29 protein-coding genes are annotated in these 24,125 nt (G+C 62.0%); 2 read left to right on the top strand and 27 right to left on the bottom strand.

Going from position 1 to position 24,125, the window contains the following annotated elements; translation table 11 throughout:
* Positions 1–44: 44 nt before the first annotated feature.
* The 21 genes from AC0N03_RS10135 to motA all read right to left on the bottom strand — a co-directional run bounded on the left by AC0N03_RS10135 (position 45) and on the right by motA (position 18,174).
* Entirely contained in the window at positions 45–1,736 is a 1,692-nt protein-coding gene (locus tag AC0N03_RS10135) for a flagellar hook-length control protein FliK (protein ID WP_474288598.1), read from the bottom strand.
* A complete protein-coding gene (locus AC0N03_RS10130) occupies positions 1,733–2,902 on the bottom strand; it encodes a hypothetical protein (RefSeq protein WP_474288597.1) in 1,170 nt (389 codons plus the stop codon). The genes AC0N03_RS10135 and AC0N03_RS10130 overlap by 4 nt, the downstream gene beginning before the upstream one ends.
* Positions 2,903–2,911: 9 nt before the next feature.
* Entirely contained in the window at positions 2,912–4,099 is a 1,188-nt protein-coding gene (locus tag AC0N03_RS10125) for a flagellar motor protein MotB (RefSeq protein ID WP_474288595.1), read from the bottom strand.
* Complete coding sequence (locus AC0N03_RS10120) at positions 4,096–4,806, bottom strand: hypothetical protein (RefSeq protein ID WP_474288594.1); 711 nt, start codon at positions 4,804–4,806, stop codon at positions 4,096–4,098. The genes AC0N03_RS10125 and AC0N03_RS10120 overlap by 4 nt, the downstream gene beginning before the upstream one ends.
* Entirely contained in the window at positions 4,803–6,476 is a 1,674-nt protein-coding gene (fliF, locus tag AC0N03_RS10115; RefSeq protein WP_474288593.1) for a flagellar basal-body MS-ring/collar protein FliF, read from the bottom strand. The genes AC0N03_RS10120 and fliF overlap by 4 nt, the downstream gene beginning before the upstream one ends.
* A 121-nt stretch (positions 6,477–6,597) precedes the next feature.
* A complete protein-coding gene (locus tag AC0N03_RS10110) occupies positions 6,598–7,485 on the bottom strand; it encodes a flagellin N-terminal helical domain-containing protein (RefSeq protein WP_474288592.1) in 888 nt (295 codons plus the stop codon).
* 183 nt (positions 7,486–7,668) lie between these two features.
* Entirely contained in the window at positions 7,669–8,424 is a 756-nt protein-coding gene (gene fliP / locus AC0N03_RS10105) for a flagellar type III secretion system pore protein FliP (RefSeq protein ID WP_474288591.1), read from the bottom strand.
* Positions 8,421–8,933 carry a flagellar basal body-associated FliL family protein gene (locus AC0N03_RS10100; protein WP_474288590.1) on the bottom strand — a complete coding sequence of 171 codons (513 nt, stop codon included), beginning with the start codon at positions 8,931–8,933 and terminating at the stop codon, positions 8,421–8,423. The genes fliP and AC0N03_RS10100 overlap by 4 nt, the downstream gene beginning before the upstream one ends.
* A gap of 8 nt (positions 8,934–8,941) precedes the next feature.
* On the bottom strand, positions 8,942–9,610 hold the full coding sequence (gene flgH / locus AC0N03_RS10095) for a flagellar basal body L-ring protein FlgH (protein WP_474288589.1): 669 nt from the start codon (positions 9,608–9,610) through the stop codon (positions 8,942–8,944).
* A gap of 8 nt (positions 9,611–9,618) precedes the next feature.
* Positions 9,619–10,158 (bottom strand): MotE family protein, encoded by a 540-nt coding sequence (locus AC0N03_RS10090; RefSeq protein WP_474288587.1) that lies wholly within the window; start codon positions 10,156–10,158, stop codon positions 9,619–9,621.
* A 93-nt stretch (positions 10,159–10,251) separates the two neighbouring features.
* Positions 10,252–11,349 (bottom strand): flagellar basal body P-ring protein FlgI, encoded by a 1,098-nt coding sequence (flgI, locus tag AC0N03_RS10085; RefSeq protein ID WP_474288586.1) that lies wholly within the window; start codon positions 11,347–11,349, stop codon positions 10,252–10,254.
* Positions 11,349–11,834 carry a flagellar basal body P-ring formation chaperone FlgA gene (gene flgA, locus AC0N03_RS10080; RefSeq protein WP_474288585.1) on the bottom strand — a complete coding sequence of 162 codons (486 nt, stop codon included), beginning with the start codon at positions 11,832–11,834 and terminating at the stop codon, positions 11,349–11,351. Before flgA ends, flgI begins: the two co-directional genes overlap by 1 nt.
* 6 nt (positions 11,835–11,840) lie before the next feature.
* On the bottom strand, positions 11,841–12,629 hold the full coding sequence (gene flgG / locus AC0N03_RS10075; RefSeq protein WP_474288584.1) for a flagellar basal-body rod protein FlgG: 789 nt from the start codon (positions 12,627–12,629) through the stop codon (positions 11,841–11,843).
* Positions 12,630–12,668: 39 nt separating this feature from the next.
* Positions 12,669–12,971, bottom strand: a complete 303-nt coding sequence (gene fliE / locus AC0N03_RS10070) for a flagellar hook-basal body complex protein FliE (RefSeq protein ID WP_474288583.1) — start codon at positions 12,969–12,971, stop codon at positions 12,669–12,671.
* Entirely contained in the window at positions 12,968–13,390 is a 423-nt protein-coding gene (gene flgC / locus AC0N03_RS10065) for a flagellar basal body rod protein FlgC (RefSeq protein ID WP_474288582.1), read from the bottom strand. Before flgC ends, fliE begins: the two co-directional genes overlap by 4 nt.
* A 10-nt stretch (positions 13,391–13,400) precedes the next feature.
* A complete protein-coding gene (flgB, locus tag AC0N03_RS10060) occupies positions 13,401–13,772 on the bottom strand; it encodes a flagellar basal body rod protein FlgB (protein WP_474288581.1) in 372 nt (123 codons plus the stop codon).
* An 82-nt stretch (positions 13,773–13,854) separates the two neighbouring features.
* A complete protein-coding gene (locus AC0N03_RS10055) occupies positions 13,855–14,934 on the bottom strand; it encodes an EscU/YscU/HrcU family type III secretion system export apparatus switch protein (RefSeq protein WP_474288580.1) in 1,080 nt (359 codons plus the stop codon).
* A gap of 13 nt (positions 14,935–14,947) precedes the next feature.
* The gene (locus tag AC0N03_RS10050) at positions 14,948–15,970 is read right to left on the bottom strand and encodes a flagellar motor switch protein FliG (protein WP_474288579.1); all 1,023 of its coding nucleotides are present in this window, start codon (positions 15,968–15,970) and stop codon (positions 14,948–14,950) included.
* A gap of 21 nt (positions 15,971–15,991) precedes the next feature.
* A complete protein-coding gene (gene fliN, locus AC0N03_RS10045; protein WP_474288578.1) occupies positions 15,992–16,327 on the bottom strand; it encodes a flagellar motor switch protein FliN in 336 nt (111 codons plus the stop codon).
* 30 nt (positions 16,328–16,357) lie between these two features.
* Positions 16,358–17,290, bottom strand: coding sequence for a FliM/FliN family flagellar motor switch protein (locus AC0N03_RS10040; RefSeq protein WP_474288577.1), 933 nt, complete (start codon positions 17,288–17,290; stop codon positions 16,358–16,360).
* 26 nt (positions 17,291–17,316) lie between these two features.
* Positions 17,317–18,174 (bottom strand): flagellar motor stator protein MotA, encoded by an 858-nt coding sequence (gene motA / locus AC0N03_RS10035; protein WP_474288576.1) that lies wholly within the window; start codon positions 18,172–18,174, stop codon positions 17,317–17,319.
* A 165-nt stretch (positions 18,175–18,339) separates the two neighbouring features.
* On the opposite strand from motA, the gene flgF reads away from it, so the two are divergent.
* Together flgF and fliI are read left to right on the top strand one after the other, a co-directional pair.
* Complete coding sequence (gene flgF / locus AC0N03_RS10030) at positions 18,340–19,065, top strand: flagellar basal-body rod protein FlgF (RefSeq protein WP_474288575.1); 726 nt, start codon at positions 18,340–18,342, stop codon at positions 19,063–19,065.
* The gene (fliI, locus tag AC0N03_RS10025) at positions 19,062–20,408 is read left to right on the top strand and encodes a flagellar protein export ATPase FliI (protein ID WP_474288574.1); all 1,347 of its coding nucleotides are present in this window, start codon (positions 19,062–19,064) and stop codon (positions 20,406–20,408) included. Before flgF ends, fliI begins: the two co-directional genes overlap by 4 nt.
* Here fliI and AC0N03_RS10020 read toward each other — a convergent pair.
* From AC0N03_RS10020 to AC0N03_RS09995, 6 genes are read right to left on the bottom strand one after another with little or no spacing between them, the layout of a single operon-like run.
* A complete protein-coding gene (locus tag AC0N03_RS10020) occupies positions 20,390–20,761 on the bottom strand; it encodes a hypothetical protein (protein ID WP_474288573.1) in 372 nt (123 codons plus the stop codon). The two genes, fliI and AC0N03_RS10020, sit on opposite strands and share 19 nt — an antisense overlap.
* A 2-nt stretch (positions 20,762–20,763) precedes the next feature.
* Complete coding sequence (locus tag AC0N03_RS10015) at positions 20,764–21,339, bottom strand: chemotaxis protein CheD (RefSeq protein WP_474288572.1); 576 nt, start codon at positions 21,337–21,339, stop codon at positions 20,764–20,766.
* Positions 21,336–21,725, bottom strand: coding sequence for a response regulator (locus AC0N03_RS10010; protein ID WP_474288571.1), 390 nt, complete (start codon positions 21,723–21,725; stop codon positions 21,336–21,338). The genes AC0N03_RS10015 and AC0N03_RS10010 overlap by 4 nt, the downstream gene beginning before the upstream one ends.
* A gap of 5 nt (positions 21,726–21,730) precedes the next feature.
* Positions 21,731–22,768: a protein-glutamate methylesterase/protein-glutamine glutaminase gene (locus AC0N03_RS10005; protein ID WP_474288570.1), complete on the bottom strand. Its 1,038-nt coding sequence runs from the start codon at positions 22,766–22,768 to the stop codon at positions 21,731–21,733.
* Positions 22,765–23,661 (bottom strand): CheR family methyltransferase, encoded by an 897-nt coding sequence (locus AC0N03_RS10000; protein WP_474288569.1) that lies wholly within the window; start codon positions 23,659–23,661, stop codon positions 22,765–22,767. The genes AC0N03_RS10005 and AC0N03_RS10000 overlap by 4 nt, the downstream gene beginning before the upstream one ends.
* On the bottom strand, positions 23,658–24,125 hold the full coding sequence (locus AC0N03_RS09995; RefSeq protein ID WP_474288568.1) for a chemotaxis protein CheW: 468 nt from the start codon (positions 24,123–24,125) through the stop codon (positions 23,658–23,660). The genes AC0N03_RS10000 and AC0N03_RS09995 overlap by 4 nt, the downstream gene beginning before the upstream one ends.

The raw sequence follows: 24,125 nt of genomic DNA, 5'->3' as shown, positions 1-24,125 counted from the left end.
GTACATGGCCTGCACAAAAGCTCAGCGCCAGAACGACGACGGCGCTAGATAAAATCGCGCCGGCGTGGGGCAAGGCCCGGCGCGGGCGCCTCCCTGCGCGCGGAACTGCCATAGGACGGATTTTGTCTTGCATGCGGCTGGTCTCTCGAGGTCTGGCCGGAATTGTCACCGGACGGACGCCCGCCCGCGCCCGAACCGGGGCCCGGGTCGCCGCCATTAGGTGCGGGCGATGTTAGTTGCACGCTCAGGGCATCGAGGTGATAACCGGAACTCACAAGTGCCTGCGACAGGCCTGTCTGATCACGCTGGAGCGCGGCAACTGTCTGTGCGTGATCGGACGAGATCGCGACATTGAGCTGATCGCCGCGCAGCCGCATCCGGACCGACATTGCGCCGATGTCCTCGCCCGTCAGCGCAAGATTCAATGTGCGCAGGGCGGCCTGATGCAGGTCGAGGTTCAGACCGGGTGAAGCGGGCGCTGAAACATTTCCTGCATGCGGCGCGGCGCTGGCCGCGTTGGATCGCGAGCTGCCGTCCGATCCGCCCTGAATTGACGGCGCTTCGGCAGCAAGCGGGAAATGCGTCGCAACCTGCGTAACTTCAACACCGATCGGCGGCATGGCAGGTGCCTCGGCGGAGCCGCTGTCGGCCTGCGCCGCCGCGCTTTCGTCAGGCGTCTCAGGCATGGCTGGAGACATATGCGCTGGCGGTGCCGATGCCTCGTGCGCATGGCCCGGCACGATATGCGGAGCCATGGCCTCACGAATGCCGAACGAAAGATTGGGCGGCGAAGGCGGCGTCATGCCCGAAAATCCATCCGGTGCGCTGGCCGTATCGGGCTGTACAGAGGGTGCCCGGACCGCTGAAGAGCGCGTGACAGGCCCGCTCTGCGACGCCTGCCCGGACGGCGCGCCGGACAATGGGGGTGGTGGCAGCACCTGCGCCAGTAAAACCTGCGGCAGCGCCGGCTGTATCTGTTCTGGCGGCATGACGGCGCTGGCATCCGCCTTTACGTCCGCAGGGGCGGCAATATCGGCCTTCTTCGGCGCGTCGGCTTCATGCGGACGATCTGCACCCGCCTCCGGTCCGGCCAAAATTCCGGTCAATCCCCCATCGGCCTGCGTCGCAGCCGGCTGTGCGTCGGCGGACCGCAAAAGGTCCCGCCGTACACCGCTTCTGCCCGGAAGGGCTGACGGCATCGGCGGGGGGAGTTTCCTTAGCGGCGCGGTCATTTCCGCATCCGTACCGGCCTTTCGCGTCTGCGGCGATGCGCCGGTTCCGGCAGGTTTTGCCCTGCTTTCGCCCGTATCTGGCTGCACATCAACCGGCAAAGCGGCTATCGCGCCCGCCGCATCTGAGTCTGATTGCGCCCCGAGGCCTGCCGCCGGAGCCGTTTGCCCGGGCGTCAGCGCCGGAAGCCTGCCAGCAGCCATCTGCGCAGAGGTGGATATTACCTGTTCCGATCCGGAGGCTGTCATCGCCGGCATCCCGGAATTGGCGTCGTCCGGCAGATTTTCCGGCAAGGCCGGCCAGCGCGGAGCGTCGCGGTTTTTCGAGGCATCGCTGGTCGCCGTCCCCGCCCCGGGCTGTGGCATCTCGTCCGGCTGCGCCGCTTGCTGATGATCGAGTTCACGGGCAAAAAGCTTGTCTTCCGGAGCGGCGCGCGCGCCAGCGGCGGACCGGATATCGGGAGCCTGAGTCGGAGTGCTCAAACCTGCGCTGACAATGATGCTCATGGCTGTTTCTCACGCAGAAGCCGGTCAATGCCGTCAAGAAGGCCGCGTGCCTGCGCGACCAGCTTGTCCGGCGGCTCCTGATTGCTGGTGGACGGCGCAGCCACGCCCTGCTCTGTCCGGGGTTCAGCCATGGCGAGGATGGGCGGCGGATCAAGCGCCAGAACAGCGGCAACGGCCCCCCGCAATTGCGCATCTGCTCCGCTCAATAGCGCCGGTTCGGCCTGTTTCAGCCAGGAATGCCCGGCGGCATAATCCATGCGGTTGACGGCGGCTGCGGCAAGATAGAGCGCGGCGCGGCCACGGATCAGATCGTCCATGCCCTGCATATCCTGCACGATACGCGCCCAGGCTTCGGCTCTGGCCGCATCGGCATGGGTCACTGCCAGTCCGGCAGCCGCAAGATAGATCTGCGCAGCTCTTGCGCGCCGCAGTTCATCGAGAATGGACGAAACGCGCTGGTCACTGCTGCGCTGATACAACAGAAGCGGCATCGCCGCCGCAAGCTCGCCCCGCACCTCGTCCGCGTAGAGCGACCGGCCAAAACGGCGCAGATATTGCGACGCCAGCAGCAGATAACGGTCCGCCAGCGCCTCGCGGCGCAGCACGACCAGCTCGCGCCGCAGCGCGGCTTCTTCCATCAGGGAGCCGGGCGAAAGCAGGCGGGCGACATCGAGCGCCGCGATCGCCTTTTTCGGATCGTCGCGCAGCGCCAGCGCCGCCTTGGTGAAGGCGACATGCGCGCCCAGCGATGCAGGAAGAGCGAAAGGATCGACATCCGCCCATGCTCGCGCCGCATCGGCAAAATTGCCTCTGACATAGGCCAGAGCGCCTTCGAGAAGCGCATCCGGCGTGCCGGGCAGACCTTCCGCATTGCGCACGGCCTCAATACTGGCGCGATCGCCGCCATTGAGCAGATAGGCAGCGAGCGCGCGCCTGTTGCGCATATCCTGCCAGACAGCGGCGGACGCCGTCCTGAAATTTACGGCGATCCGGCGGATCAGATCCGGCCTTGCCTCAAGAATGGCCTGATCGCCTGTCGCGATCCGGTCCTGAAGCACCTGAAGCGAGCGCACCAGTGCAAAAGGCTCCGGCTGCTGCGGCGCCTGCGCCGCATAGGCCTCGCAGGCAGACAGAAAGCCGGACAGCAGGAGGGCCGGTAATCGCATCCGCCCCTCCTATGGCTTCTGATCGAGAATGAGGATTTCAATACGGCGGTTCTGCGCCGAATCCGGATGGGCAGAATCCTTCAATTGCCGGTCGGCCCGTCCCTCGACGCGCTCCACCCATTTTTCCGGCATGCCGCCGCGTTGCAGCATCAGCCGCGCCATATTGGCCCGGTCGGCGGATAAGCGCCAGTTGTCATAACCGCTCGACCGGAAATTGCGGGCATCGGTAAATCCGCGCACAACCACCGGCTTGCCTGCATTTTTGATAATGGCGCCGACGCTGGTCATCAGTTGCACCATCCGGGGCTGAGGTTCCGCCGAAGCGCTGGCGAACATCGGGAAGTCAGCACCTTCAGTGACTGAAATCAGCGCACCCTCGCTCGTCAGCTTGATCTCGACATGTCCGCCGCTACTTTGCGCAATCTGCTGAATCGCGGCGACAAGACCGGTCTGTTCGGCCTTTGCCGTAACTTTAGGCGCTTCAGCTTCGCCAGACCTGCCCTGAACCGGCGCAGACGTCTGGCTGGCAGCGGACGGCGGTTCAGCCGGCTTGGCCTCCTTCACCTCTTTCACCGGCGCAACCTGCGCGAACGGATCGGCAAAGGCCCCCTGCGCCGCATGCCCGGACAGAGCAGCAGAAGCAACCGGCGGCGGTCTGCGCGATGATTGCGGGCTGGCGTCGGCTTTTGGCGCGGGGCTCTCCGGAGCGGGCGCCTGAGCGGCTATCTTGTCAAGAACGGCAAAGGGATCGCGGAAAAGCTCCGCCTGCGAAAATCTGGGCAGGGGCTCTCCGTCCGGCGTCGTCGCCCGGTCGGCTGAGTCCTCAGGCTTTTCCTGCTGCGGCGTCTCATGCCCCGGCGGCTTGTCGCTTATTTTCTGTTCTGTCGGCGGATGCGGCTTCGGGCCGGTGCCGGTGCCCGCGTCCGATTTGGACGCGCTTGCCGGGGTCTCATCCGCATCGCTGAGGCCAGGCTGCTTTTTCGACATTTCCTGCAGCTTCACGGGATTGAAATAATGCGCAATGGCTTCCTTGTTCTTGTCATTGGCGCTCATCAGCCAAAGCACCAGAAACAGCGCCATCATCGCCGTCATGAAATCGGCAAAGGCGATCTTCCAGGCCCCGCCGTGATGGCCGTCCTCATGGTCGTCATGGCCGTGCCGGACAATGAAAATCTCGTGGGCGTGCTCATCGCTCATGGTGCGGCCTCGTGCATTATGGCTTTCAGTTCCGCTTCCCAATCCTTCAGCGAGAGTTCGATCACCAGTGCACCGGCGACCACACGAACTACGCTGGCGTCGGCGGCCTCGAACACAATCGCGCCGACCTCGTCGCCTGCCCGGGCATGGATCGCCTCAAGCAGATCGCGCGGGCCGGATATATGAAGGAGCTTGCCGCTCTGCCCCGCGAGCAAAGTCCTGATACGCCGCGCCAGCCCATCCAGCGCCCGCTCGCGCACGGCCACATCGGCCAGCGGCGCCAATATTGCCGCAACCGCGTTGGATATGCGCGTCTCAAGCCCGGCCAGAGCATCCGCAAGCTGCCGGGCCAACGCCGCGGACTCGGTCTGCACCCAGTCCTGCCGCGCCTGCTCGATATGTGCCGCGGTCATCGCCTGCTGGTTCTGATCTTCATCCGGCAAATCGGATGCAGCTTCCTGTCCGGCCGGCTCATCAGGCGACGGCACGTGGACACCACTCAAATCTTCGTCCGAACCAGCGGGCGCATCAGGACTCATGTCATGCGCAAATTCGGCCTCATCGGCCAGCGGGAGCCCCGCCTGCGCAACGCCAACATCAATGTAGCCGGCTTCCTGAGCGAGCCCCGGCCAGACAGAACGCGGCGAGTCCTGCTCCCTGCGCCTGTCATGATTGGCCAGATAATGAACGATCGAGCGCTCGATCATGCGGCCTGCCCTCGCTGGATCCATTGTTTCAGAATTGCCGCGGCCTGCTCTTCGTCATATTGAACGAGCTGTTCAAGCCGCTTTTGCGGCGAGCGGCGGGGCCTCTGCATCAGGTCTTCGATGAGATTGGGCTCGCCCTCGCTCTCGAATGTAGCGGGCGTGCTGACAGAAAAATCAGGCATTCCGTCCATGCCGCCAAGATCGGCGAGCGCCGGCAGGCCATCGGCCATCGGCAACTCGGTCATCTCGGCCTCGCCCGCGGCGGGCGCATTGGCCATGATCGCGTTAAGCGCGGGACGCAGGCCAAAGCGGATCAGAATGAAAGCCACCGCAATGAAGGCCAGCGCATTGATGAACATGCCTGACTGGCGCAGCAGAATTTCAACGATCGACGGGCCGGCAACGGGGGCCAGATCCTGCGCGGCCTCGGCAAAGTCGACGGCTGTCAGCTTGACCGTGTCTCCATGGTCTTTCTGCAGGCCCGCCGCCGATACGACAAGCTGCTCAAGCTCATTGAGCCTCTTATCGACGGCTTCGGGCGTCGGATTGTCGCCAAGCGCCTTGACGAGTGCCGCGCGGTTGATCAGCACCGCAACAGAAACATTCTGCACGGCAAATCCATTGCTCACGGTCGATATTGTCCTTGAGGACACTTCGTAATTGGTAATTTCCTCACGTTTCTGATTGTCTTCATTCGATTGCTTGCCGTCGGACGGCGAGGTCTTCTCCTGAACAAGATTCTTATCGATGCTGGCCGATGCCTGCGCATTGGAATTCTGTGCCGTCTGCGTTTCCTTGATGACCCGGGAGGACCGCTCCACCCGCCCATCCGGATTGTAGGTTGTTTCGTTGATCTGCCGCTTGTCGGTATTGACCCGCGTGGCGACGCTGACCTCGACATTCCGGAACCCGAGAAACGGCGCCAGCGTGCGAGTGATCTTGTCCTGAAGATCCTGCGCGACGCTGTGTTCCAGATTGAGCATGGCCGAGGCCGTGCCTTCGCTTGCATCCGCGCCGGATGCCAGCAGATGACCATCGGTGTTCAGCACAGTGATCTGGTCGGTTGCAAGGCCCGGCACCGCCGCCGCAACCAGATGCCTGATGCTGGCGCCGATCTCGCCAGGGTTTGGCGAACGCGTGCGGATGATGACGGAGGCGGAGGGCGGCCGCGGCGCGTGGCGGAACGAGCCTTCATCCGTCATGACAATATGCACGCGCGCCGCGTCAACGCCGTTGATGAACTGGATGGAGCGGGCAAGCTCGCCCTCAAGCACCCGTACGCGCGTCACATCCTGCATGAACGATGTCAGACCGAGGGAGCCAACCTTGTCGAAAAGCTCATAGCCGGTGTTGGAGCCGTGCGGCAGGCCCTTTTCCGCCAGCAGCATGCGCGCCCGCGCCGCCTCGCCGAAACGGCTCATCACAGCAGTGCCGTCGGCGCTGACGTTGAACGCAATGCCGGCATCCTTCAGGGCGGCGCCGATCCGGCTGACATCGTCGCGGGCAAGGCCGGAATAGAGCACTTCCTCGCTTGGACGGCTGAGATAATAGCTCGCGCCGCCCACGAACAGAAATATGGCCAGACCGACAAGAGCGAGCGCAAGCAGCCGGCGCGTCCCCAGCGCGAGCAGACTTTGTCTCAATTTTTCAAGCTGGACCAGAAAAGCCATTTCATCCACGATTCAACGGTTGCCAGAGTTGAATCTGCCCGCCGAACCTTGCGTGGACGTTGCAAAAGGCCGCGACTCCTGCGAGCCGCGGCCTTCGCCGGGTTCTGCCCCGCCGCCAGGTTTACTGGAACAGCTTCAGGATCATCTGGGTATTCTGGTTGGCGATGGAGAGCGACTGCACGCCAAGAGACTGCTGCGTCTGCAGGGCCTGCAGACGTGTCGAGGCCTGATTCATATCGGCATCGACAAGCGCGCCCACACCTGCGGTCAGCGAGTCCTGCAGGCTGGTGATGAACGACTGCTGGGTTGTGACGTTGGTTTTTGCCGCGCCGATGCTGGCCGCGCCGGTTTCGAGCTTTTTCAGGCCGGCATCGACATCCTTGAGCATGTTCTGCAGATCGGTGGACGTGGCCGAACTCACGTCAAGCGTCAGGATGCTGGCGCCGGTATAATTGGTGCCGTTCTTCGACAGGATGCCGTTTGCAGTAGAGGTGGAGCTGGTGTCCACCATCTGAACCTTGGTCAGATCGACGCTCAGCGAGCCTACGCCATTGGTTGAATCATATGACGAGGTGATGCTGGCCGACGACAATGCGCCGGCATTGGAGAGCCAGTTCTGGCCATTGAAATTGGCGCCCGAGGTGATGCTCTTGAGGCCGGATTGCTGCGCAGCTATATCGGTCTGGATTTTCGACAGATCGGCGCCGGGTGTCTGCGCCGAGACAAGGTCGTTCTTGATGTTGTTGACGACGCTGATCACCTGCTGAAATGCGGCGGTGAACGTGTCCAGCATCGATCCGGCATAGGACAAGGCGCTGCCCACTGCGCCGAGGGCGCCATTGTCCGACTTCATGGCTTCGGACGTCGACCAGACCGCGGCATTATCGGAGGCGCTGCCGATTTTCAGACCGGTTGAAATCTCACCCTGAATCTTCTGGAGATCCTTTTGCGTATTGGAAAGCGTCCGCAGGGCGGTGAGGGCGGAAACGTTTGTTAACAGACTGCTCATGGTAAATGTCCCTGATGTTGGAGATTTGCTTAAGGACATACCGGGCTTGCACCGGAACAAAGAGGCGGCATCATGCCTTTGCGCCACTCGGAATGGCCATCAACTCTTTGTATTTCAACTATAGGTTGTAAAAATTAAAGAAATCTTATCGCGCCGCAAAATTTTGCGGGCAAGACTGACAAATTACAGAACTGAGCGGATGAGGCTGCCCGTCAGCAAATTCCATCCGTCGATGAGAACGAAAAACAGAACCTTGATCGGCAGAGCGATCACCGAAGGCGGCAGCATCATCATGCCCATCGACATGGTGACGGTCGCCACAATCATATCGATGACCAGAAACGGCAATGAAATAAGAAAGCCGATCTCAAACCCCCGCCGCAATTCAGAAATCATGAAGGCCGGAATGAGCATGCGCATATCCGGATCCGCCGCCCCGCCGTCCTTGCCGGAAGCGGATGGGGCGGAACCGCTCAGGTTTTCGAAGAGCGCAAGGTCCTTCGGGCGCACCTGCGTCAGCATGAAGGCGCGAAACGGCGCGGAAATGGGCGCATAGGCCTCCGTTTCGCTGATTTCGGCATTGAGCAGCGGCTTTATGCCGTTCATCCAGGCCTTATCGAATGTCGGCGCCATGACGTAAAAGGTCATGAACATGGACAGGCTGATCAGCACCAGATTCGCCGGCGTGCTCTGCAAACCCATGCTTGAGCGCAGGAAGGAAAAGGCGATGACAAAGCGCGTGAAGCTGGTCATCATCACGATGAGGCCCGGCGCAACCGAAAGGAGCGTCATCGCCGCGGCCAGTTCGATGGCGCGGCTCGAAGCGGGCGCGTTGGTCAGCAGATTGCCGGATGCGCCCTCGGCATGGGCCGAAGCCGCCATGGCCAGAACGAACACGGCGCCAAGAAAAATACAGATGATGCATGAAGCAGCTCTCATTTCACCACCAGCCCCTTGATAATGATTTCACGCACCGCCCCCTTGGAGCGAATTTGCGCCCTGTCGGTGAGGTCTTCCTTGAGCTGGGTGAAGGCGCTCGGCCCTTCGAGATTTCTGACAGAAAGACTGCGCAGGAAAGCCATGAAATCTCCGGAAATTTCAGCGGCCATGACGGCGGAGCCCTTGGCCGTCTTCGCATCCAGCACGATCTCCGACTCGAGCCGCACGAATACGCCGGGCGGATCGGCGAGATTGGTCAGCACGACCGGAACCGGCACGTTGACGACATCCCCGCCTGCGGAAGGCGCAGGCGCGGCCTCCGCTGCAGGCACACTCGCCTTTTCGGGTGCGGCGGCTGCAGGCGGGTTCGCCGCAATGGCCTTTTTGACAAGATAATAGGCAGAGCCGCCACCCGCCCCCGCCGCAAGCAGGGTCAGCGCCGCCAGACCGATCATGCGTCCGGCGGCGGATGCCTGCGGCTTATCGCCTGATGCACCGGCTTCAGCCATTCAGCCTCCTAGAACGGCCAGACAAGATCATAAAGCTCCTGTCCGATTGACGGTTGCTGCACTTCGGTCAGGCGTCCTCGCCCGCCATAGGAAATCCGCGCTTCGGCAATCTTGTCGTAGGAGATCATATTGTCCTTGCCGACATCGCTCGGGCGCACAATGCCCGCCACATGCAGCACGCGCATCTCAAAATTGACCCGTACTTCCTGCGAGCCGGAAACGACGAGATTGCCGTTGGGCAGAACCTGAGTCACGACAGCGGCAACCGAGAGCTGGATCTTTTCGGCGCGGTTCACAGTCCCGGTGCCATTGGTCGAGGATTGCGATGTCAGGCTGGTGTCGCCGGATATGGCTGCGGGCAGGTTCAGGCTCCAGCCCGAGGTGGCCTTGGCCTCGCGCGAGCGCGTGGATGTGTTGTCGAACGTCGCCTTATCGTTGATGGCGATATTGATCGTCAAAATATCGCCCGGCCGCGACGCGCGCCCGTCATTATAGAGGCTGGCGCTGCGCTCGTCCCAGAGCGACAGGCCATGACGGGGCGGCGGCGTCACAAGCCGGTCGGGCAGTTCGCCCGCCATATCCATGCCGCTGCCCACCGGCGACATGCCGGGTTCACGATGAAAATCCCGCATCGACTCGCTGCACCCGGCAAGAAGCGGCACAATGGCGAGAAACATCCGCAATCTCATGGGCGCGGACCGGAAGCGGCCGTACTGCCGATGAGCGTCACGAGTTGCGCGGCGCGCGCCGGTTCTATTTCGGCAAGAATGAGGCTGGCGCTTTTCGCCGGAAGATTTGCCAGTATGGCCGCGCTCATGCCTTCGTCCATGACGGAAAGCTGCGCGGCAGCGGCATCCGGCTTCATTTTCTGATAGATCTGCACCTTATCTGTATCCGCCTGCTTCAGAAACGCATCCCTCCGCCTGACCCAGTCCTCCACTTCGGCGCGCTTGGCCTCCAGAGCCGCCATGCGGGCGGCGATCTCATCACTCAGCGCCTTGAGTTCGGCCTTCTCGGCTCTGGCCTTGGCGTCCGTCATGACCGGAACGAGGCTGCGGCAATAATTGGCTACATCCTGCGTTACGGCCGGCGGCGCGGGCGCAGGGGCGGACGCCGCCTGCTGCGGCGGCGAGGCTGGCGCACCTGACTCATTGGCGAAGCCCGGCCTGGCGAACATCAGGCCAGAAGCAAGAACAGCGGCGGTTGATATTTGTCGATAATGCATCGGAGTCCGGAACAGAGCGGCTGCGCGCCGTCGTCCGGCGCAAATCGTTTCCATGAATTAACCATGTCGGCCAAATCTTGCGCGAGGCTGGCGCTATTGCACCACGAGATCGGCTTGCAACGCCCCAGCGGATTTGATCGCCTGCAGGATGGCAATGATATCCACCGGCTTGAGCCCGATCTCGTTCAGCCCGCGCACCACATCCTGAAGATTGACGCCGTGCAGGATCGCCAGTTGCCCGCCATCCTGCGTGGCGCTGACCTGCGTATTGGGCACAATGGCTGTCTTGCCTCTAGAAAACGCGCCGGGCTGCGACACCTTCGGCTGTTCCGTCACGCGCACGGTGAGGTTGCCATGGGTGACGGCGACGGTGGAAATGGTCACGTCCTGCCCGATGACGATGGTTCCCGTGCGCTCGTCCACCACCACACGGGCCGGCACATCCGGCACAACCGGCAGGTCGCCGATTTCCGCCATATACCGCACCGGCCCGACACCGGGCGGAATACGGACATTGACCGCATGAATATCGCTCTCGCGCGCGCTCTGCATGTGGTAGCGCGACTCGGCATACTGGTTGATCGCATCGGCAATTCGGATAGCCGTCTTGAAATCCGGATTTTTCAGATCGAGCACCAGCGAGTGCACATCCTGAAACTGAGTGGGCACTTCTTTTTCCACCATGGCGCCGTTGGCTATGCGTCCGACGGTCGGCACGCCTTGCGTCAGGGTTTCGGCCTTGCCCTGCGAGGCGAAGCCGGAAACCGCAAGCGCCCCCTGCGCCACGGCATGAACCTCGCCATCCGGCCCCTGAAGCGGTGTCATGATCAGCGTGCCGCCCAGCAGCGAAGCGGCATCGCCGATCGCCGAAACCGAGACATCGATGCGCGAGCCCCTGCCCGCACCCGATGGCAGGTCTGCCGTCACCATGACACCGGCGACGTTGCGCGCCCGCAGCGACGCGCCGCGCACATTGACGCCGACATGATCAAGCATGGATTGCATCGCCTGATCGGTGAACGGCGCGTTGCGCAGCGAATCCCCCGTTCCCGCCAGGCCGACAACAAGGCCGTAACCGACAAGCTGGTTTTCGCGCACGCCGCGAAGCGAGACAATATCCTTCAGGCGGACCTCCGCCTGCACCGAAAAATGCACCAGCCCGAACAACAACGCCAGAATCAGCCGCCGCATCAGCCCGGCCCCACGAGCACCGTGCCGTCTGGCTGCACAATCCCCGAAATGGTGCGGCCCGAATCGGTGTTGCGCACGCTCACCGGCTGGCCGGGCGCGCTGGATTGCAGCGCCGTGGCATAGGTCACGATGGTCAGCCCGCCCTCGCGGTAGATGACCTGCACGCGCTGGCCGTTGACAATGACATTGGCCTCGCCGATGGCGATGCGGGTTACCGGCTGGCCAGTGAGCAGGGTGCGGCGCGCCACGTGTCCGATCAGCGCGGCCTGTGTCTCGATGGCACCCGCGGGCAGGACCTCGAATTCGCGCTCGGTGAACATATCCGCCTGCAGGATCTGCCCCGGATAGATGACCGCATTGGGCACAGGCGCACGGCGCGCGCCATCCCCGGCGGCAAGGGCTGGCAAGGCCGCAGCCAGCGCGGCCAGCAGGCCTGCGCCGTACCATAATCCAAGCCACACCGGACAGCGGAACATCACGCCCATGATACCCTACCGCATGGCCTGAGTGAGCGTCTGCGCCATCTGGTCCGCAGCCTGAATCACCTTGGAGTTCATTTCGTAGGCGCGCTGCGCTGCAATCATTGTCGTTATCTCCGAAACCGGATCGACATTTGAATTTTCGAGAAAACCCTGTTTGATCGTGCCATATCCGGCATCGCCCGGCACCCCGACGACGGCCGAACCGCTGGCGTCGGTGGGACGCACCAGATTATTGCCCAGCGCCTCAAGCCCGGCGTCATTGGCAAATGTCGCAATAGTCAGCTGGCCCAGCGTCACGGGCGTGGTCGCGGGCGGCACAACCGCCGTCACCAGACCTGATTCACTCACCGAAACGCTTGTCGCTGTTGTTGGCACGGTAATCGACGGAGATACAGAATAGCCGTCCATTGTCACCAACTGGCCCTTCGCATTGGTATTGAACGCACCGGCGCGGGTATAAACCGTTTCGCCGGCGGGATCTGTCACCTGAAACCAGCCGCGCCCGCTCAGCGCCAGATCAAGCTGATTGCCGGTCTGCGCCAGTTCGCCCTGAATATTGAGCTTGCGGATGGCCGCCGCCCGGACACCGAGCCCGAGCTGCGCGCCCTCCGGCACGATGGCGTCATTGCCCCGGCTGGAGACGCCCTGAAGGCGCATGGTCTGATACATGAGATCCGTGAATTCGGCCCGCGTGCGCTTGAAGCTCGTGGTGTTGATATTGGCAAGATTATTGGCAATCACCTCCAGATTGAGCTGCTGCGCGTTCATGCCTGTCGCCGCTATGGAAAGGGCCCTCATCAAATCTGCTCCACTTCATGTCAATGTTCTCAAAAGGCATCAGATCGCCATGCGCGCCAGTTCCTGATAGGCGCTTACGGCCTTGTCGCGCAGGGACAGCGCCACCTGAAAGGTGGTCTGGGCATCCATCACAGCATCCACCGTCTGCTGTACGCCTGTGCGGCCCTCAATGCCGGAAATGGCCGTTGATTCGGCAGTGTGCAGTCCCGAAACTGCATCCGAGATCATTCTGGAGAATTCAGCGCCAGCGCCGGACAGACCCGCGCTTGCGCCGGACGGCGCAACGCCCGCGCCGGTGACGGCGGATAGGGCAGAAACAACAGGTGCGACAGGAAAAATCATGGCATGGTCCTCAGCAGGTCGATGGTCATGGATATGAGCTGGCGTGATTGCTGCGCCACCTGCAAATCCGCCTCATAAGCGTGATTGGCTTCGCGCATATCGGCGATCTCGGTCAGAATGTTCACATTCGGCATCTTGACATCGCCGTTTGCATCGGCCGCCGGATTTCCCGGCTCGTGCACCACCGGGAATGCAGCGTTGTCGAAACCGATGGCGCGGATTTCGACTTTGGGCACGCCGCTGGCGCGGTCAAGCGCCGAAGCGAAGGTGATGGTCTTGCGCATATAGGGATCGGAGCCCGCCGTCAGGCCGGTCGATTGGGCATTGGCGATATTTTCCGAAACGATGCGGATGCGGGCCGATTGCGCCTGCAAGCCGGAGCCGGCCACGGTCAGGGAGGCCTGAAGCGGATCGATCATCTGTCTGTCCTCATTTTGCGGCCATGTTCAGCATCTGGTGAAACGCGCGCGAAATCGCTGTGTCCAGTGCATAGGCCCGGTGAATATCCCCCGCCTTGATCATTTCCTGCTCAAGGGTCACCGAATTTCCCGAATGGGTGATTTCCCACGAATTGCCCTCCACGACGCGCGTTGCCGTTTCTCTCGACGGATCGAGTGTGAAATGCGCGGCATGCGTCGTATCGAGCCGGGCAGCGCCGTCGTCGGCCAGAGCCGAAAAGGGCTGCACATCCTGCGCCGTAAAGCCCGGCGTGCTGGCATTGGCCACATTGCGCGCAACCACCACCTGACGGACAGCGAGCCAGTCCAGATGACGCGAAGCCAGCGCCAGAACCGATGTCATCACAAATCAGCCCTTGTTGTTGAGAATGCATTAACCATAAATGGAAAAACTTGCCTGAAACTGGCCTGTACGCAGGAAGCGATCAGGATGTGCGCCGCGCGCCGCGCTTGCGGTTGAGATAGGTGATAAGTCGCGCCACGGCGCGATAGAATTCCGGCGGAATCATCTGATCCACCTCAACCTGCGCATAAAGCGAGCGCGCAAGCGCCTTGTCCTCAAAGACCGGAACACCGTGTTTCTCGGCAACAGCGCGGATGCGCAGCGCGATAAGATCCTGCCCCTTGGCCAGCACCTTGGGCGCGCCGCCCTCCTCGCTCTTGTAATAGAGCGCCACAGCAAAATGCGTCGGATTGGCAACAACCAGCGTAGCGCGCGGCACGGCGGCAAGCATCCGCTTGCGCGCCCGCGCCTGAGCAAGCGAGCGCAGGCGCGCCTTCACCATCGGATCGCCTTCCAGCTGCCTGAGTTCGTCCTTGAGTTCCTGCCGCGTCATGCGCAGGTCGGCCCGCCAGCGCAGACGCGCCCATACCAGATCCGCGCCCACCAGCACCGCCAGTATGGCACACAGCAGCGCCAGCTGCCGCACCATGGTCTGCTGCAGAAAGGCCGGAACAGCGCGAAGATCAAGCTGCGAAAGCTGCAGGAATTCATTCCGCCGGGCCTGCAGCACAATAAGCACAACCATAGCGGCGCTGAAAAGCTTGAACAGATTCTTGCCGAATTCCACCAGCCCGGCCAGACTCGCCAGCCGTCGCCACCCCGCCACCGGCGAGATGCGGCTCAGATCGGGCGTGATGCGCTTGAGAATGAGCTGCGGCGGGTTCTGAAGCGCGCTGGCCAGAACGCCGCCCAGCATTAGCAGCAGGAGCAGCGGCAGAATCAGCCTCAGCATTTCCCAGCCGAGCGCAGCCAGCAGGCTCATCGCATCGGGACCGCCGGGAAACTCCATCCGGCCCGCCTCGTCCAGCAGGCGCCCCAGCATCAGAAAAAAACGTGGTCCCTCATTTGGCAGAAAAAAGATCAGCGCGATCAGCAAGCCGCCAAAACTGGCCAGCACGCCCGCCTCGCGCGAAAAGGGCACATTGCCCTCGTCGAGCGAATCCCTGATGCGCTTTTCGCTGGCCTGTTCGGTTTTGCTGTCCTTGTCCGCGGCCTCGGCCATGGCTTACTCCGCTTCAGCCGTCGGCAGTTTCCTCGGATAATTCAACCTCGCCGCGCGCCAGCATGTCGAGCACCACCTGCGCAATGGCGCTCTGCGCCTTCAATATCTCCGCCGGACGCGCCTCGCTGCCCGCCGCCAGTTCCGCCTCGACCATGCGCCGTCCGCGCGCCGCAAGCGAGGAGAGCACGGCCTCAGCTGTGGCCTCGTTGGCTTTGCGCAGCGCCATAACGACAGTTTCTGTCGCGATCTTTTCAAACAGCGCCACACGCGCCTTGGCGCCGAGCTTGCCGATATCCTCGAAGCTGAACAATCTCTTGCGCAATTCTATGGCCATGGCCGGATCAGCCGCCTCAATGGTGCGTACGGCATCCTCCATGTCGGGCCGGCTCATGCGATTCAGGATATCCGCAAGCCGGATCACGGCATCGAGGCTGGCGTTGGATGGACGCGACAACAGCAAATCCTCATGCAGGCGCTTTTCGAGCACCCGCAGCACGCTCTCCATCACCGGGCGCAGATTGAGCATGCGGCCCACCAGTTCATTGCGCAGGTCGCGCGGCAGCCTGCCGATGACCGCTGCGGTAGAGGCCGGAGCCAGCCGCGACAGGATGAGCGCGATGATCTGGGGATGCTCCTTTTCAAGATAGGCGGCGAGTACCGTCTCCGAGACGGCGGAAACGCGCTGCCAGATCGACTGGTTCGAACTGCCCAGAACCTCAGACATGATTTCAGAAATCTGCTCGGGCGGCAGCACGCCCGTCAGCAACTGCTCAACCTGCTCGACCGTTCCTTCCAGATCGACGCCGCTGGAGAACTGGCCGGCGAATTCTTCGACAAGATCCTCGAGCACATGCACGGGCAAGGCCCCGAGACTGGCTGCGGAGCGGGAAATATCGCGCAGTTCGGCCGGATCGAAATGTTTGATCAGCTGGCTCGCAAGCGGCTTCCCCATGGCAAGCAACAGGGCCGCCGCTTTGTCGGCTCCCCCCAGATGCCTGAACTTTTCATCGGAAACCACCTTGACGCGAGAAGTCATGTCACCTGCTTTGCTCTGTCTTTAATCGCGTTCGTCCGGCGAAGAGCCGATGATTTCAGTCAGGGATACACCAAAGCGGGCAGAATCCTCCTCCACGACCACGACCTCGCCACGCGCGATCACCCGGCCATTGACCACCACATCCACAGGCTCGCCCACCCGGTGGTCAAGCGGCACAACAGCGCCGCGCCCGAGGCGCAGCAAATTCGCCACGGGCATGACCGCCGTTCCCAGCACCACCTGCACCGTCACCGGAATGCGCATCACCCCCTCGATATTGGGGCTGGCATCCGTGCTGCGCGTTGCGGCGGCCGGCTTGAGCGGGTCCTCGTCAAACATGTTTTCCTCAATGTTCATGCCGGTCTCCTCAATCAAAGCAACACAGGGTCAGGCCATCAGGCCGTTCATGAATTCGGTCTGCTCGTCGATGCTCTCCTCGATCTTCACCGTATATCCGCCGTCGATCTGCCCCAGTTCGCACCAGAAGAGCGACTGGTCATTGCTGATCAGCTTGACGCGCAGATTGGTTGTGGAGGGCAACAGCAGAACCGTTCCGATATCGAGCCCGGCGATCTCGCCGAGGGTCATGTTGGGGCGCTCGATGACGGCCCGCACACTGACCAGTGTGCGCTGAATCTCGCGCTCGATTTTCTGTTGCCAGTTGGCATCGACGAAGGAGGGTGCTGCATCGCGCCGCGTCAGCACGGATTTCAGCGGCAGAAGCACGGCCTGCGGAATGACGATGTAGATATGTCCCTGCGCGCCCAGCGCCTGAAAGGTGACATCCGCCACCAGCATCGGCATGACCCGCTGCGCCGAGCCGATCAGATCAAGGCGGGTCTCGATCTTCTGATATTTGGGGGCAATCGCGGTAAATTCGCTGAAGGCGGCGGCCAGAGAACGCGCGATCTGCTCATACATGATTTCGGCTACACGGATGCTGAGCGCCGTCAGAGGCCTGGAATAAAGCCCCGTTGTCACGGATTGCGCGCCCAGCACAACCTCGAGAAAGGAATGGATGAGGGGCTTGTCCAGCCCGACATAAACCGGCTGATCCCACTCCGGCACATGCACGACACCTGCCAGAATATCATCGCTCCAGCTACTCAGCACCGTATCCAGACTGACAATGCTGATATGCGGAACAGCAAAGAAAGTAGGGATGGAGGCGATCTGACGCATGGCCTGCGAACAATCGAGCGCAAGCCGTTCAAACACCACCTTGATCATCGGCCAGCGGTCGGCCGGCATTGATGGCTCGAACAGGCGGCTTGCACTGTCCTCGGCAATCTCGCGGGATGTATCGGGAAGGTCGCTCATGGCAATGGACCAATACGGCGCATGGCTCAGTTTCCTGCGGAAACCGTCGCGCTCTCGACCTGATCAATCGAGGGCCGGTCATTGGCGGAGATGGTTTTGCGGCCATGCTCCAGCGCGATCTGCGGCATCGCGCCGTTCATGAAGGCGAGCAAAGTCTGCTTGACGATGACATAGAGCCGACAGCGCTTCTCGCGCATCACCTTCACGGAATGCGCCAGCGGTCCGATGATGCCGTAAGACATGAAAATGCCGGAGAACGTTCCGACCAGAGCCGCGGCAATCAGATGGCCGAGATGCTCGGGCGGTTTGTCGAGTTCGCCCAGCGCATGCACCACGCCCAGCACCGCCGCAACGATGCCAAGCGCCGGCAGACCGTCCGAGACCGCCGTCAACGCCTGATAGGGCTTGAGCTTGTCGCGCTTGATCGTCTGGATCTCCTCATCCATCAGCGCCTCGATCTCATGGGTGCGGGCATTGCCGATGATCATCAGGCGGCAATAATCGCAGATGAAATAGGTCAGTTCCATATTGGCCAGAACCTTGGGAAAGCTCTGAAAAATCGAGGATTCCTTGGGATTGTCGACATGTCCCTCGATCTCGTTCCGGCCCTTGGAGCGCAGATCGCGCATCAGCACGTAAAGCACGCCCAGAACATCGAGATAATCCTGCTGCTTGACGCCCTTGCCGCCGATGGCCTCAAAACAGCTGCGCCCCGTGTCCTTGATCGTGCTCATCGAATTGGCAACAATGAACGTGCCGAGCGAACAACCGCCGATGATGACCAGTTCCATAGGTTGCCAGATCACACTGAGGTTGCCGCCAATGGCGGCATAACCGCCCAGCATGGAAGCAAGCGCCACAATAAGACCGAGAACGAAATTCAACTGGCGTCTCCACAGAAAGAGCAGGCCTAGGTCTAGGCAGCGAGACTTGCGCGGGGCTGGCCAGAGCGCCTCAAGCCCTGAGCAAGCTCGCCACGCCAGACTGGCCCCATATCCCTCGTCCAGTCCGCCCGGCCCCGATGGGCCGCGCCCCGGAGCCGATGTGCAATGCAGATAAATTCCGCTGTTTCCCTGTCCGCCCAGATCGCGCTGGAACGCCGCCTCGCGACGGTGGCGCATAATCTCGCCAATATGAACACGGCGGGATTCCGCGCCGAAGGCGAGAGTTTTTCCGCCTTTGTCTCACGCGGCGCCGACCTTGGCGTGTCCTACACGGTGCCGCGCGGCGAATATATTTCGCAGGCCAGCGGAGAAATGACCAAAACCGATAATCCGCTCGATGTTGCCCCCATCGGCAACAGCTGGCTTGCCATCAGCACGCCGCAAGGCACCGCCTATACCCATGACGGCCGGATGCAGATATCCCCGGAGGGCGAATTGCAGACCCTGACCGGCCGCCCGGTTCTCGATGCCGGCCTGGCGCCGATCCGGCTTGATCCGGCCGGCGGAGCGCCCAGCATCATGCGCGACGGGATGATCGTACAGGGCAAGACGCAGGTTGGCGCGATCGGCCTGTTCGCGCTTGATCCGGGCGCACGGCTCACGCGCGGCGAGACGTCCTCGGTGCTCTCAGACAAACCGGCCACCCCCATTGTCGATTTCTCCGGAAACGGTGTGCTGCAGGGCTTTGTCGAGGGCGCCAACATCAATCCCGTTCTGGAAATGGCCAAAATGATCGAGATCAGCCGCGCCTTCGAGCAGGTCTCCAGTTCCGGGCAGCTCGCCGACCAGTCGATGAGCGATGCCATCAAGACGCTGGGCAATACCGCATGAGCGCTGCATTGGCGCGGCTTGCCCGGCTGGTGGAAAGCTATGAGGGCGGAGAAAAAACCGTCACCCTGCACGGCCCCGTACTTGAGATCACCGCCAGTTCTTGCCGGATCGGCGGACTTTCCAACCATGTCACGCTCGGGGATTATGTCGCGGTTACGGGACGTGACGGGCCGATATTGGGCGAAATCCTGCGGATCGACGCGCACAGCGTCACGGTGAAGTTTTTCAATGCGCCGCGGGAGCTGGCGCTGGGTACGCTGGTGCAGCATTTCGGCAGACTGGCGCTGCGTCCCCACACAAGCTGGAAAGGCCGCGTCATCAACGCTCTCGGCCAGCCGGTCGACGACGGCCCGGCGCTGGTTTCCGGCTCCGAGAGCTTCAGCGTCCACGCGGGCCCGCCCAATGCCCTGCGGCGCAACCGCATTGGCGCGCGCATTATCACCGGCGTGCGGGTGATCGATTGTTTTACGCCCATCTGCTCCGGCCAGCGCCTCGGCATCTTTGCCGGCTCCGGCGTCGGCAAATCGACCATCCTGAGCATGATCTCGCGGGCGGCGGGCTTTGATGCGGTGGTTATCGGCCTTATCGGCGAGCGCGGGCGCGAGGTGCGCGAATTTCTCGAGGATGCGCTGGGCGAAAACCGGGCCAATACGGTGACCGTGGTCGCAACCGGCGACGAGAGCCCGATGATGCGCCGCCTTGCGCCGCAAACAGCGACGACGATTGCCGAATTCTTCCGCAACCGAGGCGAGAATGTGCTGCTCATCCTCGATTCCGTGACGCGCTTTGCCCATGCCGCCCGCGATGTGGCCATGGCGGCGGGCGAGCCTGCTGTGGCGCGGGGCTACCCGCCCAGCATCTTCAGCGATCTGCCGCTTCTGCTGGAGCGCTCCGGCCCGGGCGCGCACGGACAGGGCAGCATCACCGGCATTTATGCTGTGCTGATCGACGCTGACAATCATAACGATCCGGTTGCCGATGCCATTCGCGGCACGCTCGACGGCCATATCGTGCTTGAGCGCGCCATTGCCGATCAGGGCCGCTATCCCGCCATGAACATTCTCAGTTCCATCTCGCGTCTGGCGCAGCAGGTCTGGTCGCCGGAGGAACGCGAACTCATACTCAAGCTCAAGGCGCTGATCGCCCGCTTCGAGGATACGCGCGACCTGCGGCTGATGGGCGGCTACCAGCCGGGGCAGGATGCCGACCTTGACCGCGCCGTTGAACTGGTGCCGCGCATTTATGCAGCCATGAGCCAGTCGCCCTTCTCTCCGCCCAGCCACGACGCCTTCCGCGAGCTTGCCGATCAGCTGCGCGGCCTGCCTCAGCCAAACAGCTCGTAATCATCGGGCGGCAGATCATGATGCCCTGCGCTCTCAAGCCCGCGCAAGCGGGAGGCCAGCCGTCCCAGAGTCAGAGAAAGTGCCGATTCATTTGTGTCGACGAGGACATTGCCGGGCAGATTGGCGGAGAGAGAACCGAGAAAATCCGCGACCGCAGCCACTTCCTGCGCCAGATGATCCAGATATTGCAGTTCCTGCACATCGGCGATATGCGTGCGCACGCCTTGCTCGACCAGAGCGCCGACGGCATCCTGCAAACGCACGATATTGGTCTGGATAAGCCGCAATTCGTCACTGGTGCGGCTGAGCACCTGATCGACGGGTTCCAGACGGGCAGCTTGAGCGGCTGTCATATCTATGTTCTCCTTACTGGCGGCAAATTTGGTGTGAACAGTTCAAAATCATCGGCAGGCGCCGGCGCGGGGGCGATGATGCGCGGTTCCATCTGCTCGGCGCTCTCCACACCGACATAGGTCTGGCGCGCCCGCCCGGACACCGGAGAATACAGGATGCGCCTGCCCCGCTCCCCTCCAAGATCGCTGTTCAGCACCTGAATGCCCTCATGGCGCAGGAACTTGGTGGCAAATTCGGCATTTTTCTGGCCGATATCGGAGAGTCCGCGCATCATGCGCGCGCCACCGAACAGTTTGGCTTCCAGCCGCTCGCGTTTGGCGCCTTCGCGCATCAGCCCGTTGATGAGAAGCTCCATCAGATGCACGCCATATTGTTCGGCATAGGCCTGAGAGTTGCGGTCGGCATCGCCGGGCAGCAGAAAGTGGTTCATGCCGCCGACACCCGCGACAGGGTCCCGCACGCAGGCCGCGACGCAGGAGCCAAGCAGCGTGGACAGAACCACCTGCGGATTGCGGCTGACCCGGAACTCCCCCTGGACGATGTGCAGACGCTGCTCTGCTGATGTCGCCGCAATCATGCGAGCCGCCCGACGACGGATTCAATCGCCGTCTTCAACGATGCCGTGGTGATCGGCTTCTTGACGTAATTGTTCAGGCCGATCTGACGGCCGCGGTCTATCAGCGTCTTGTCGGCGCTGCCCGTCACGAGGATAAAGCCGATCCGGCTTGTGGGCTTGTGCTCCCGCAGGGCCTTGAGCAGCCCCAGCCCGTCGAGGCCGGGCATGTTCATATCCGAAATGACCAGATGAACCGGCTTTGCCATCAGCGCCTTGAGGGCTTCCGCGCCGTCCTTGGCCATGGCGACATTGCGGATGCCGAGCTGATCGAGCGTATCAACAATCAGCGTTCGGCTGACATAGGTGTCATCGACGACGATGACCTGCAAATTCTGAGCGATCGACATTGGCTCTAACCCTTCCGATTCGACGATGATGTCAGTGCGAGAATTTCCGCGGCAATTTTTCCAAGAGGCAGCTGCTTCTCGACTGCATTGCGCTCGAACGCCACTTTGGGCATTCCATAGACAACGCATGTGGCTTCGTTCTGGCCCAACGTGCGCGCCCCTGCCTGCCGCATGGCCAGAAGTCCGGCAGCGCCGTCATTGCCCATGCCGGTCAGGATGACACCCACGGCATTGGCCCTGCGCGCCGCTGCTGCGGAAGAAAACAGCACATCGACAGAGGGCCGGTGCCCGTTGACCAGATCGCTCTGGCGAAGCCGGCAGCGGAGCTGGTCTGCCTGCACCACCTCGAGATGCGCAATGCCGCCGGGGGCGAGATAGACATGCCCCGGCCGGATAATTGCGCCTTCCACCGCCTCGGAAACCTGCGCGGCGCACAGGTTGTTGAGCCGGTTGGCGAAGGATTTGGTGAACAGCGCCGGCATGTGGATGGTGATCACCGTGGGCGGGCACATAGCCGGATAACGGGAGATGATTTCGATGAGCGCATCCACACCGCCGGTGGACGCGCCGATGGCGACAAGCTTGCCGTCCGGTTGAAACGGCGCGCCAGCCGTCGATTGCCTGTTCGCCTGCCCGCCGCCTGCCACGCCGACCTTGGCCCGCGCCGCCATCTTCACCTTGCCGATCAGTTCGTCAAATGCGTCTGGCGAGCCGGACGAGGGCTTGCTGATGTAATCGACTGCGCCGATCTCCAGCGCCTTGATCGTCGCTCCCGCGCCGCGCTGGGTCAGCGTCGAGACCATGATCACCGGAAACGGACGCAGCCGCATCACTTTCTCGAGAAAGGCCAGCCCGTCCATGTTCGGCATTTCAATATCCAGCGTCATCACATCGGGATTGAGCGCCTTGATCGCCTCGCGCGCCTGAAACGCATCGGAGGCTTCGCCCACAACCTGAATACCGGGATCGCTGCTCAGCCTGGCCTTGATCAGGCCGCGCATGGTCGGAGAATCGTCAACGACAAGAACTTTAACCGCTGTCATCGCGCAGCCCCTCCGCCGAATTTGTAGGTGGTGATGCCCGCGCTGGCGAACTGGCCGGCGCTCGGGCCGCTCACACGCTCGGAATGGCCGATATAGAGCCAGCTGACGGGGTTCATCTTCGTCGCCATTTTCGTCCAGATGACCTGCTGGGTCTGGGACGAGAAATAGATCACGACGTTCCGGCAGAAGATCACGTCGAACGAACCCTGCATCGGCCAGGCGCCGTTGAGATTTAGCTCACGGAACGAAATGAGGCGGCGGGCGTCCTCGCCCATCTGGAACATCTGCCCTCCGGACCCGGCAAGAGCCAGCACATGCGAGCGGCGCAGCTCCGCCGGAATGGTCTGAACCGAGGCTGCGTCATAATGGCCTGTCGCACCGGTCTTGAGAACCTGAGGGTCAATGTCTGTCGCCAGAATGCGTATATCAAGCTGCGCCGCGCGCGGCTCCACACCGAGGATGGTCAGCGCAATGGAATAAGGCTCCTGCCCGGTGGAGCAGCCCGCCGACCAGATCCGCACACGCGCACCCTTTTGCGCCGCCTGCACCAGATCCGGCAACACCTGATCGCGCAGATGGTCGAAATGATGCTTCTCGCGGAAAAAGGCCGTCACATTGGTGGTGAGCGCCGAGAGCATCTTGCGCCGCTCCTCCGCGCCATTGGGCCCGGCGGCCAGCGCACAATATTCTGCAAAGCTGCCAAGCTGCAGTTCCCGAAGGCGCTTGGCAAGGCGCGAATAAACCAGCATGGCCTTGGATTGAGGTAATTCTATACCTGCATCCTGATACAGCATATCGGCAATATTCTGAAAATCGACGCTGGTCATCTCGAATTCGCCGGCAACAATGGAGCCGCCCGGAGAGCGGGATGCCTGCGGCAGGGACATATTCATGCGACCTCTCCAAGCGATTGAGGAATCAGGCCATCAAGGCCGATAACACTGATCATGTGACCTTCCGTCGCCAGCACACCCTGAATAAACGAGGCAAACCCGCCAGAAGCCACATCCGGCGTTGGCTGAATCGTATCTGCAGTCTGCATCAATATGTCGGAAACGGCATCGACCAGCAGGCCGATGCTCTGACGGCCAACCTGCACCACGATGATGACATGGCGGGCGGTGGGTTCCGCAGGCGGCAGGCCAAGCCTGTCTGCAAGATCCACAATAGGTAATACAGTACCTCGAAGATTGATAACGCCGCATATGTATTGCGGGGCATGAGGAAGACTTGTTGCCGGGCTCCAGCCGCGAATTTCGCGCACGGACATGATGTCGATGCAGAATTCCTGAACGCCGATACGAAAGGCGAGAAACTCCGAGGCGGCATGTGTGTCATTGCTGTTAGTCTTGCTCAT

It is taken from the genome of Methylocystis sp. sgz306128 (genome assembly GCF_056032725.1).
The sequence above is the reverse complement of the archived record's forward strand: the minus strand, read 5'-3'. Positions and strand labels throughout refer to the sequence as shown.